This window comes from Pedobacter sp. (genome assembly GCF_035317785.1).
Lineage (GTDB): Bacteria > Bacteroidota > Bacteroidia > Sphingobacteriales > Sphingobacteriaceae > Pedobacter.
On record NZ_DATHGC010000400.1, the window covers coordinates 1 to 12,124 of the forward strand.

At 44.2% G+C, this 12,124-nt stretch carries 9 protein-coding genes; 6 read left to right on the forward strand and 3 right to left on the reverse strand.

Going from position 1 to position 12,124, the window contains the following annotated elements; genetic code table 11:
• Window positions 1-113 precede the first annotated feature (113 nt).
• The 5 genes from mqnE to VK541_RS25270 all read left to right on the forward strand — a co-directional run bounded on the left by mqnE (window position 114) and on the right by VK541_RS25270 (window position 5,895).
• The gene (gene mqnE, locus VK541_RS25250; protein ID WP_324373422.1) at window positions 114-1,307 is read left to right on the forward strand and encodes an aminofutalosine synthase MqnE; all 1,194 of its coding nucleotides are present in this window, start codon (window positions 114-116) and stop codon (window positions 1,305-1,307) included.
• Window positions 1,307-1,927, forward strand: a complete 621-nt coding sequence (locus VK541_RS25255; protein WP_324373423.1) for a histidine phosphatase family protein — start codon at window positions 1,307-1,309, stop codon at window positions 1,925-1,927. Before mqnE ends, VK541_RS25255 begins: the two co-directional genes overlap by 1 nt.
• The gene (locus VK541_RS25260) at window positions 1,924-2,649 is read left to right on the forward strand and encodes a menaquinone biosynthesis protein (RefSeq protein WP_324373424.1); all 726 of its coding nucleotides are present in this window, start codon (window positions 1,924-1,926) and stop codon (window positions 2,647-2,649) included. Before VK541_RS25255 ends, VK541_RS25260 begins: the two co-directional genes overlap by 4 nt.
• A gap of 107 nt (window positions 2,650-2,756) precedes the next feature.
• Entirely contained in the window at window positions 2,757-5,369 is a 2,613-nt protein-coding gene (gene mutS / locus VK541_RS25265; protein ID WP_324373425.1) for a DNA mismatch repair protein MutS, read from the forward strand.
• Between the two features lie 13 nt (window positions 5,370-5,382).
• Complete coding sequence (locus tag VK541_RS25270; RefSeq protein WP_324373427.1) at window positions 5,383-5,895, forward strand: C40 family peptidase; 513 nt, start codon at window positions 5,383-5,385, stop codon at window positions 5,893-5,895.
• Between the two features lie 114 nt (window positions 5,896-6,009).
• On the opposite strand, the gene VK541_RS25275 is transcribed toward VK541_RS25270, so the two are convergent.
• Together VK541_RS25275 and VK541_RS25280 are read right to left on the reverse strand one after the other, a co-directional pair.
• Entirely contained in the window at window positions 6,010-7,917 is a 1,908-nt protein-coding gene (locus VK541_RS25275) for a DUF3857 domain-containing protein (RefSeq protein ID WP_324373428.1), read from the reverse strand.
• Between the two features lie 3 nt (window positions 7,918-7,920).
• The gene (locus tag VK541_RS25280; protein WP_324373429.1) at window positions 7,921-9,897 is read right to left on the reverse strand and encodes a DUF3857 domain-containing protein; all 1,977 of its coding nucleotides are present in this window, start codon (window positions 9,895-9,897) and stop codon (window positions 7,921-7,923) included.
• 156 nt (window positions 9,898-10,053) lie between these two features.
• Here VK541_RS25280 and VK541_RS25285 point away from each other — a divergent pair, with 156 nt between their 5' ends.
• Window positions 10,054-11,031: an exonuclease domain-containing protein gene (locus VK541_RS25285; RefSeq protein ID WP_324373432.1), complete on the forward strand. Its 978-nt coding sequence runs from the start codon at window positions 10,054-10,056 to the stop codon at window positions 11,029-11,031.
• A gap of 8 nt (window positions 11,032-11,039) precedes the next feature.
• Here VK541_RS25285 and queG read toward each other — a convergent pair whose 3' ends face one another.
• Window positions 11,040-11,975, reverse strand: a complete 936-nt coding sequence (queG, locus tag VK541_RS25290) for a tRNA epoxyqueuosine(34) reductase QueG (protein ID WP_324373434.1) — start codon at window positions 11,973-11,975, stop codon at window positions 11,040-11,042.
• Window positions 11,976-12,124: the final 149 nt, after the last annotated feature.

Consider the following 12,124-nt stretch of genomic DNA (forward strand, 5'->3'; position numbering starts at 1 on the left):
TGCCAGGGAACTGCCAATGGCCGAGTTATTGAGTGTTTCCTGAGCTCTTTTACATAACGCTGACAGCCAATAATGGCTAATTTTATCGTACTTTTGTCTATTATATTTTATAGATGTATACTTCTTTAAAACTGGCGCTGATCCTGAATGACCCCGATTTACCGGAAACACACAGAGCTATTGCGCTAAAAGTACAAAACAGGGAAAGAATAACCTTCGATGAAGGGGTTTATCTGTATCAACATGCTGAACTCGGATATCTGGGGGTGCTGGCCAACTTCATCAGAGAACTAAAACACGGTGACTATACTTACTTCAACCGTAATTTCCATCTGGAACCCACTAATTTGTGTGTTTACGATTGTAAATTCTGTTCATATTCCCGTCTGATCAAGCAAAAGGAAGAAGGCTGGGCGCTGAGTATGGAAGAAATGCTTGACCTAGTGAAAAAGTATGACGGCGAACCGGTAACAGAAGTGCACATTGTTGGCGGCGTATTGCCCCAGTATGACGTGGCCTTTTATTCCGCCCTGTTCACTGCCATAAAAAAACATCGTCCTGAACTTCATGTAAAGGCCCTGACCCCGGTGGAATACCATTACATATTTAAAAAGGCAAAGATCGACTATGCAGCTGGCATGAAGCTGATGAAGGAAGCCGGACTGGAATCTATACCAGGAGGGGGAGCTGAGATCTTTCATCCGGAGATCAGGGAGCAGATCGCAAAAGATAAGTGTACAGCCGAACAGTGGCTCGCAATTCATGAAGAATGGCATAAATTGGGTATGCGTTCCAATGCAACCATGCTTTACGGACACATAGAGAAATTTGAACATAGGGTAGACCATATGGAAAGACTTCGTCAGCTGCAGGACAAAACCGGAGGCTTTCAGACCTTTATTCCGCTTAAGTTCAGGAACCAGCACAATCAGATGAGCAATGTGCCTGAAGTTTCTGTGATTGAAGACCTGAGAAATTACGCCATAGCCCGTATCTATATGGACAATTTTGACCACATCAAAGCGTACTGGGCGATGATCAGCAGGCAGACTGCGCAGCTTTCCTTAAATTTTGGAGTGGATGACATTGACGGTACGCTCGATGATACCACCAGGATTTACTCCATGGCTGGTGCAGAGGAGCAGACTCCTGCGATGAGCACTCAGGACCTGGTCGACCTGATCAAACAGGTAAAACGCAAACCTATAGAAAGAGATACCCTGTACAATGTGGTAACCGATTATACAGATGTTGTTTTTGAAAATGAAGTGAAACCACAATTTTATAAGCTGCCCGTAATCAATTAATGGATAAAGAACTATATATCATCAGACATGGTGAAACAGAATTAAACAGACTCGGAATAGTACAGGGAAGAGGCGTAAACAGCGACCTCAACGATACCGGCAGGGCACAGGCCGCTGCCTTCTACAACAAATACAAGGATATCCCCTTTCAAAAGATCTATACTTCCAACCTGGTGCGGACCCACCAAACCGTTAAAGGCTTCATAGACGCCGGTATTCCATGGGAACAATTGCCCGGCCTTGATGAGCTGGCCTGGGGTGAATGGGAAGGCAAACCGAATGATGAGAATGCCATAGCCGCATTTAAAAGTATCATGGAAAAATGGCAGGATGGTGACTATGATGCACATTTTGAAGGTGGTGAAAGCCCGAACATGGTGCAGCTGAGACAAAAGGAAGCGATGGAGGTGATCAAGTCTAAAACTGAAGAAAAACTGGTGCTGATTTGCATGCACGGTCGTGCGATGCGTCTTTTGTTGTGCCTGCTGATGAATAAGCCCTTATCTGAAATGGGGGATTTTCCCCACCAGAATACCACTTTATATAAACTGGAGCTGACCGGTGACCAGTTTATCATAACAGATTTTAACGATACTGATCATTTAAACAGTTCCCTTTGAATAAGATAAAGATCTCTGCCGTTTCTTATACCAATACCAAGCCTTTTATTTACGGTATTGAACATTCCCCGATTGCCGGTCAAATAGATTTAAGTTTAGACATGCCGGCTGATTGTGCTTCCAAACTCATCAGCGGTAAGGTAGATATAGGCCTGATTCCCGTGGCCGAGATACCGCAGGTACCCAACGCCAGTATTGTCGCTGATTATTGTATCGGATCTGTTGGCGCGGTAAATTCTGTATTCATATTCAGCAGTGTGCCTGCTGATCAGATCAGGACCCTAAAACTGGACAGCCAGTCACGTACATCCAATAACCTGGCCAGGGTATTGTTAAAGTTTTACTGGAAGAGGGAAGTTGAGTTTATCACAGACCCCGATGCCGTAACTGATGCCATTGTGCTGATCGGCGACCGGACATTTGGGAAAAAAGTCCAATATGCCTTTGCATATGATATGGGGCAGGAATGGATGAATTTTACCGGCCTACCCTTTGTGTATGCAGCATGGGTGGCCAACAAAATTATTCCTGAAAGCTTTATAACCGGTTTCAATGAGGCCCTGAGGTCAGGGCTGGACAACCGCAGGACTTTATTAAACGAACTTCCTCCAAATCCTGATTTTGATCTTGAAGACTATCTGCTGAATAAACTGGACTTTGAGCTCACAGACAAAAAACGTGAGGCGCTGGATTTATTTTTGTCTTACATTGCCAGACTTTAATTCACTCAGCAGCAGCTGATAAACCTATTCACATTTTTTAAATTTTCAACAAATCATAAAGCCTTCGCATCAATCAGTATCTTTATGATTTTGTAAACAGAATCATTTTGGCTAAAGACAATACCAAAGAAACACCATTAATGCAGCAGTACAATGCCATTAAGGCAAAGTATCCCGGTGCATTGTTACTTTTCAGAGTAGGCGATTTTTATGAAACATTTGGTGAAGATGCAGTAAAGACATCTCAGATATTGGGCATTGTGCTAACCAGAAGAGGAACCGGTCCTAACGGCGGCGCGCTCGAACTCGCCGGCTTTCCCCACCATTCACTGGACAATTATCTTTCTAAACTGGTAAGGGCAGGTCAGCGGGTAGCCATCTGCGATCAGCTTGAAGATCCCAAAGCCACCAAAACGATAGTCAAACGTGGTGTGACTGAACTGGTAACTCCGGGTGTAGCCTATAGCGACAACATTCTGAGCCAGAAATCCAATAACTATCTGGCCGCGGTTTATTTTGATAAGAATACCTTAGGTGTGTCCTTTGCGGATATTTCTACCGGAGAATTTTTAGTTGCACAGGGTGATGCCGAATACATAGACAAATTGTTGCAGGGCTTTAAACCAACCGAGGTTGTATTTCAAAAGAGTAAAAGAAAAGAGTTCCTGGAGTTTTTTGGAGACCGCTTCTATACTTTTCACCTGGATGACTGGGCTTTTACATCCGATTATACTACAGAGATCCTGACCAAGCACTTCGAGGTCAGTTCCATGAAGGGTTTTGGCGTAGATAAACTGTCTGCAGGCATTATAGCCGCAGGGGTGGTACTTCATTATTTAAATGAAACCGAACACCGCAACCTCAAGCACATTTCTTCTATTTCCCGGCTGGAACAGGACAAATACGTGTGGCTCGACCGTTTTACCATCAGAAACCTGGAACTGATTACCACAGCTAATGACAATGCGGTCACGCTTTTTGAAATATTAGATCAGACCTCGACCCCAATGGGTGCCCGTCTGCTCCACAAATGGATCATCATGCCCCTAAAGGAACTGAAGCCCATTGAAGAACGGTTGGGAATGGTGGAGTTCCTGGTGAAAAAAGACAGTTTATTACAGGAATTTCTCAATAACATCAAACAGATCGGTGACCTCGAGCGGCTGATCTCCAAGGTGGGCCTGCAAAGAGTTGGCCCGCGCGAGCTCTGCCAGCTCAAAAAAGCACTTTACCACATTGAGGCAGTAAAGAAGCTTGCTGAAGAAGCTAAAAACCCATTTCTGTCCATTCTTGCCGATCAGCTGAATCCTTGCCTGACGATAAGGGAAAAACTCGAAAGAGAGCTGCAGCAGGACCCACCGGCCTTGCTGATCAAAGGAAACGTGATTGCCGACGGGATAGATGAAGACCTGGACAGACTGCGCAAGATCGCCTTCGGCGGGAAAGACTACCTGGTGGAGATCCAGAAGAGAGAAGCAGCCAGTACCGGCATACCCTCACTCAAAGTAGCCTTCAATAACGTATTTGGATACTACCTGGAAGTGACCCATACCCACAAGGACAAAGTCCCTGCAGATTGGATCAGGAAACAGACACTGGTCAATGCCGAGCGTTACATCACGCCCGAACTAAAGGAATATGAAGAACAGATCCTGGGTGCTGAGGAGAAAATCCAGCAGATAGAGGTCCGCCTATACAATGAACTGATGTACCAGGTAGCTGCTTACATCAAGCAAATCCAGCTGAATGCTTTTCTAATTGCACAGCTCGATGTTTTGCTGTGTTTTGCACAACTGGCCATCAATAACCATTACGTGAGGCCGGAGGTCAACAACAAAAAAGTACTCGACATCAAAGGCGGCCGTCATCCGGTCATTGAAAAGCGGTTACCGGCAGGTGAGGAATACATCACCAACGATGTGTTCCTGGACAATGATACCCAGCAGGTCATCATCATCACCGGCCCCAATATGTCCGGTAAATCGGCTATATTGAGGCAGACGGGGCTGATTGTACTCATGGCCCAAATGGGCTGTTTTGTGCCGGCTAAATCGGCGAGCATCGGTCTGGTAGATAAGATCTTTACCAGGGTAGGGGCTTCCGATAACCTTTCATCCGGAGAGAGTACCTTTATGGTAGAGATGAACGAAACGGCGAGCATACTCAACAACATTTCGGACAACAGCCTGATCCTGCTCGATGAGATCGGACGGGGAACAAGTACTTACGATGGGATCTCTATTGCCTGGGCGATTGCCGAATTTTTACATACCCACCCTTCAGCCAGGCCTAAAACCCTTTTTGCAACACATTACCATGAGCTGAACGAACTGGCCAATACGATGAGCAGGATCAAGAATTTTAATGTGTCCATTAAAGAAATGGCCAATAAGGTGATCTTCCTGCGCAAGCTGGTTCCGGGTGGCAGCGAGCACAGTTTCGGTATCCATGTGGCCAAGATGGCCGGTATGCCGCCTAAGCTGATCAACCGTGCCAACGAGATCTTAAAAAAGCTGGAAATAGACCGTACTGAAGGGCAAAGCATCAAAGACAGCATTAAGAAAGTACAGAACCAGGCCTATCAGCTCCAGATGTTTGCAGTTGAGGACCCGGTACTGGTCAAGATCAGGGATTCGATCAATAACCTGGATGTGAATATACTGACCCCGGTTGAAGCATTGCTGAAACTGGATGAAATACAAAGGATCATCAAACAATAGCAAATATGAAGGCATGAAGGCATTAAAAACATACAAGGGCGTCATTACCTGCTCAATGGTCTTATTGATCATGCTTGCATCCGCATGCGGCTCCAGAAAAGCAGCAGTAAAACCAAACCCCAAGGCGGCAAAGATCGCTGACGCCATGGCGCATTTAAAAAGTAAAAAACTATATTCTTTTATTACAGACTGGACAGGAGTAAAATACCGCCTGGGCGGTCTGGATAAATCCGGGATCGATTGTTCCGGCTTTGCTTTGCTGCTTCAGAAAGATATTTATGGGAATGCCCTGCCGCGCAGGTCGAGGGACCAGGCCGAAGTGATCAGGGAAAAAAATGTCGCTCAGCTGAAAGAGGGTGACCTGCTTTTCTTCTCATTCGGAGGCGGAACGGTAGACCATGTCGGTATTTACCTGAATGACAATTATTTTGTTCATGCCTCAACTACAAGAGGAGTGATCGTGGATGATCTCAGCCTGCCAGCTTATCAACGGACCCTGGTCAAAGCCGGTTCCTTTAAAAACTAATTATGAAAACACCTGAACAGGATTCCTTCTGGACTAAATACAAAGGCTTTGCTACAACGGAGATCCTGATGTACCTCATCATGATTATAGGCATCGCCCTTGGGATCATGATTCTCAGTTAGCCTTTAATATGATCTTGCTGTTGTCATAGCCGTTTACATCGCTGAAAAATCTCATCAGCTCAGCATATTTTTCAGGCGGATAAATCCCATTGTTCAGGACAAGTCTGCGGTTGCAGATCAGCTTATCGCCTTCCTGTTTCACACTAAAGCTGTAGCTTCCGAAAGCAGAAGTAATGACTCTATTGTCGGGTTTTGCTTCTATTGCATACTTTTGAGGCAAGTTGTAAATGACTTCATCCACATCTGTATATCCCCGGTTGATATAGACCGGCAATGTCCTGTTTCTTACTTCAGGGATAATGGAAGCCTTGTTAAAAACATTAGGGATCAGGTAGACCCTGTTATTGGTCTTAGGCGCATAATTTGGTATGTTAAGTTCGAGTGTTTCAGTGGTGACCGGGTGGTCATCCTTTTTTTGCGCGAGCTTGAAATTGTTAAAATCTATATTGTCGATGTCATACTCTTTTTTAAGCAGTTTCAATTGTTCAGAATATGGCTCATGCACCAGGTCATTGTAATTGTCATATTGAGAGCCTCGAAGATCAGTCTGCAGCTTGCCGGTGATGTTGCCATCGGCATCCAGGGTCAGTACCGCTTTGCGCTCAAGCAAGTTGACAGCAGTACTCAGCGCTGGTGTCCTTAATAATTTCCCCCCGCTTTCTGTACAGGCTAGTACTGTTCTGCCATCTGTAAAAGTACCCAGATAGCCAAAAGGAGTGTCCTGACTGGTGCATTCCAGCCATATCGTGTCAGTTTTTAAAGGGACACATAAAATGATATGATTACCCTGGTCCATGCTCGCAAAATCCGGATCCATTCCAACCCTTAAATTGCCTGCATTTACCACACAATAATCACTGGCAATCCCCGCTGCCTTTAGCAGACTTTGCGTGTAGTTGACCAAAGCCTTGCAGTCTCCGTAAGAAAGACGTTGAACATCCATTGCGGGAAAAGGCTGAAAACCGCCAATACCTACCTGTACGCTGATGTATCTTGTTTTCTTTTGTACATACTCGTAGATCTTTCTTACTTTGTCTTTTTCACTTTCGATGTCTTTTACCAGGTTTTTTACTTCCTCCACTGTGGCCGGCGCAAGGGTTTGCTGGCTTTTCAGCAGGTCATCATATACCCATTTACCGAGTTCTCCCCAGTTTTTGTAATTGCCTTTATGGCCATAATAGCTGAATTGCGTGGCAGCGACCTTTACATAGCTGAGGTAGCTGTCCGGGTCAGGTGCGTAGGGTTCATATTTAAAGGCAGAAATGTTGCTGACCTTCCATGTCCGGCTCAGGCCCTTCTCGGATCTGCTTTCCTCAGGACTTCCTTTGAAATTGTATGCTTTAATCCTGACCTGATCTTCGGGTTTACAAATGAAAGTATAGCTGCTTTTTTCTACCGCAACATCCGCATACGGATTTGCGTACCAGTCCGGAATGATCAGGTTCTGTTTAAAGCGGATCTCATATTCATACACTACAGTATACGGATAGCTGGACACATTGGGCGCATAGCGTTTCAAACGGTCATCTTCAAACAACGAATAGTCACTGACCGCGCTCTCATCTGCAAAATCGTTTTGGGAAAATTTTCCCTGGGGCATTCCGAACGCGTTCAGAATAATGCCTTTTATGCTTTTTATGGCTGTACTTTTATTATAATATAAAGCCAGGGCAGCTCTATTACTGCCATTCTTGTTTAATATAGTAACCGCCTTTTTAACAGTTAGCGTCACATTTTCAGGACTGCGCATATCCACCGTGGTCTCCATGTTCCGGATCACAGCCGATGCCCTGTTTTTTAAGTCCGATGGGATATTTTCAGTATTGTAATCGATCTGTCCCTGGGGAAAAGCATTCAAAGCGGGTAGCAGGAACATCAGAAGAGCTAATTTTTTCAGCATGATTTACTTTGTTTTTTTGATGACCACATCTGTTTTTTGCAGCTGTATGATCCGGCTGTAAAATTCTTTCAGACCAAGATATTCTTCGGGCCCATATATCGGTTTACTGAGCTGGAACAGTTGATTATATGACAATGTTCTTCCTTCCTGTACGCTTTTAAACTGATATCTTCCCCCGTTGTTTGTCAGGGCCATCGTAAAATCCTTTGGCTTGTCGGCTACCGTAAAATTTTCCGGCAGTTTTATTGCCGCCATAATCCGTACTTCTTTTAATGAGCCGAGATCAACAGGATATGTTCTTTCATTCAGGTTAAAGGGATTCTTGCTGATCCTGTCGATAAAGAAAGGGCTAAAGAACAACTGATCCAGGTTCATATTGTCAAAAGCTTTCATCTCGATCTCGTATACTTCCACCAGCGATTCCTCTATGCTGTCCACATTTGCAATGTGGTGTTTCAAAATACTAATCGCAGGCATTTGCTCATCCAGTTTTTCCACAAATTCATCGACAGAATTTGCCTGGGATATCCGTTCACGTTTAACCAGTCCGGCATATCCGGATGAAGTGGTTGTCAGTCTGCCCTTTATCTTTCCTTCAGGAGTAATTTCTGCATCAAGAGCGTACATAGTAAAATCTTTCTGACTGGCCTTTATGTCGTACCAATACGAAGGTTTTTTAAAAGGGATCGCCCTTCCATTGCCATTGATACAGTGGAGCGGCAACAACCCGAAAGGCAGGCGGGGCTGCGAGGCGTCCAGCAAATAACTCTGCTCACCGATGTTCAATTTGGCTACAACATAATTAAAATCCGAGAGTACAGGATATAAATTGTTCACGGTGCCATTGTTGCGGGTAGAGAGGATCAGTGCTTCGGCATCCAGTCCTGCCGCGCTCAGGCAGGCAATCAGCGACAGGTTGATGTCCTTCAAGCTACCAGAGTGTACTTCCAGCGCCTTTTTGATATTAGATTCGCCGAATATACCCCATTCATTGCTGGGTTTAATGTTTTTAGCGATGTAAGTATATATTGCCTGTGCTTTACCCAGAGAATCTGAAGCATCTTTAAGTATTCCCGGCAGCAGATCTTTGAAAACATCCTTTCGCTTCATCTGGTCCCCGAAAGACTTGTCACTCAGCAGTTCGTAATCTACATCCTTCCAGGTTTTCGTCACGGCTTTTTTTCCGCCATTGACCATATAATAGTCAGAAAGCTCATAATAGATGGCCGATTTGAAATTACTTGCCGCGGTCATATAATCTTCCTCAATAAAAGCAGGAATATCTTTCATGATGTAAGTCATTTGTGAACAATCATAAGGACCGCCCTGAATTCTGAGGCATTCCCTCTTGACCACCGATTTACTGGACGTTAGTTTTTTAAAGCCCCGTAAAGACGCGTTGTAGTTATAAAGCGCAGGAATATTGGCCACATATTCGCTATAAAGCTTGGGAATGTCAGACTGAAAATTCCAGCCTCTGAAATTAAAGATGCTCGGCTGTTTCAAAGAATAACTATACTCCACAATACTGCCCTCTGTTAAATTCGGCATGGTAAATTTAGTCAGTGCGTAATATTTGTTCTTCTTTTCATCGAACACACTTTTTTTGTCCAGCTCATACTTTACCGGTCTTCCGTTCACTAAATTAGTCGTCGTTGCGATAAGTTCAGATACTTCATCCTCACCATCTCTGTATACGCTTCGCGGAATAACGATATTGCCGCTTCCAAAACCATTTTTATTAAAGATTTTGAGCTTCACATGATACCTGAAATAAATACATAGACCACGGGTTGCATCATTCAGCTGCATACTTGAAGTTCCAAACTCTCTGATCACCATAGCATTGGCATTGCTGTCCAAAACCGTGTTTTTCAATTCAAAATCACTTCCGGTGATTTTACCATAATCAAAATCCTGCGCGCCGGATGATGCGGTTAGCGCAAGGAGAAAAAATACCAACAGGTAAGCGTGTTTCATATAAGAGCAATTATTTAGAAATGCAAGATAAACCTCGTAACTGAAATAATAAAGAAATATCTGTGAATGGCGAAACAAAGCGCAGACATTGTTAAATAAAGTTAGTGATTTAACGGATGATTTTTACGACTTTTGGACAGCTACAAAATGTTAGAGATGAAATTAAATTTAAACCGTCCCCTTGCTTTTTTTGATTTAGAGACCACTGGAGTCAATGTTGGCTCAGATCGGATCGTGGAAATTGCAATACTGAAAGCCATGCCAGATGGTACCGAAATCATAAAAACTTTAAGGATCAATCCTGAGATGCCTATTCCATTGCATTCCTCACTGATCCATGGGATTTACGATAAGGATATTGCCGATCAGCCGACATTTAGGACGGTAGCCCAGGAAATTGCAGACTTTATTGGAGATGCAGACCTGGCCGGTTACAACTCAAACCGTTTTGACATCCCGGTTTTGCTGGAAGAATTTCTGAGGGCAGGAGTAGACTTTGACATGTCTGACCGCAAATTTGTAGATGTACAGAATATCTTTCATCAAATGGAGCAGCGCACCCTGCGTGCTGCCTATAAATTTTACTGCGACAAAGACATCGTCAATGCACACTCGGCTGAGGCTGATATCGTAGCTACCTACCAGGTTTTGCTTGCGCAGCTCGACAAGTATAAAGACGCCGATTATGAAGACAAGCAGGGCAATATTTCAAAACCGGTACAAAATAATGTAGATGCACTGCATACGTTTACCAATATGAATAAGACTGTTGACTTTGCCGGCAGGATGGTTTACAATGAAAACGATGAGGAAACCTTTAATTTTGGCAAGCACAAAGGCAAAACGGTAGAACAGGTATTCAGTATAGAGCCGAGCTATTATTCCTGGATGCTGCAGGGCGATTTCCCGCTGTTCACCAAAAAGAAGCTGACAGAGATCTGGGATCGCTTTAACAAAAAGAAAGAACAGGCGAGACTGGAGAAACAGCAGCAAGCCCAGCAGCAGCGTCCACAGCAGACTCCGGCCAAACCTCAAAGTAATCCCATATCTCAGCAGCAGCCTAAAAAAGATAAACCTGCGGCTGCCGTGACCAATGATATGCTGGAACAGCTGAAAATGAAGTTCGGAAAGTAGTTAGTTGTTCAGACCTTTTTGATAAAATCTATATTCCTGGTCAGCCCCTTGAACTTGGTCCGTTTTACGGCAGAGTTTTTAAACAGCGTTTTGAAAACATCTTCTGTAATGTCCAGCCAATCTGCACGTTTCATATTGAGCAGGTTTTCACTGGGTTGAAACTGCGGTTCTGAATGGGGTGCCGAAAACTTATTCCACGGACAGACGTCCTGGCAAATGTCACAGCCAAACATCCAGTTATCCATCTTATCGTTGAAATTGTCCGGGATCTCTTCCCGCAGTTCTATGGTCAGGTAGGAAATGCATTTTTTGGCATCAATGATAAAAGGGGATAAAATGGCTTCGGTAGGACAGGCATCAATACAACGGGTGCAAGTCCCGCAATGGTCTGCTTCAAACGGACTGTCATATTCCAGCTCAAGATCTACAATAAGCTCAGCCAAAAAGAAAAAGGAACCACTTTTTTTACTAATCAGGTTGCTGTTTTTACCAATCCATCCGATTCCTGATCTGCGGGCCCATGCACGGTCCAAAACCGGCGCAGAATCAACGAAAGCACGGCCGCTTATTTCGCCGATCTGTTCAGAAATAAACCGGAGCAACTCGAACAACTTGTCCTTGATCACCAGGTGATAATCCGTTCCGTATGCGTATTTGGAGATTTTGGGTGCATCAGGGTCAGTTTGCTGTTCTCCCGGAAAATAATTTAAGGTGAGTGAGATGACCGACCTGGCGCTGTCTACCAGCAGTCTTGGGTCCAGCCTTTTGTCAAAATGATTTTCCATATAGGCCATTTCACCATGAAAACTGCTGTTCAGCCATTTTTCCAGCCTTGGGGCTTCCTCTTCCAGAAACTCAGCTTTGGCAATACCGCAAGCTATAAAGCCGAGTCTGAGGGCTTCATCCTTAATGAGTTTGCTGTATTTAGCCTTATTTCCGGTCATCTGCTGCAAAGATAAAGCTTTGTTGTGATAAAACATTTCGGGAACAATACCTGTTATAACAAACATAAATTCAAACATTTACTTAATCTTTGAAATCATGGAAGAGCCAGAATCAAAACATACAGAAGATCCGCATAAACCACATAAAC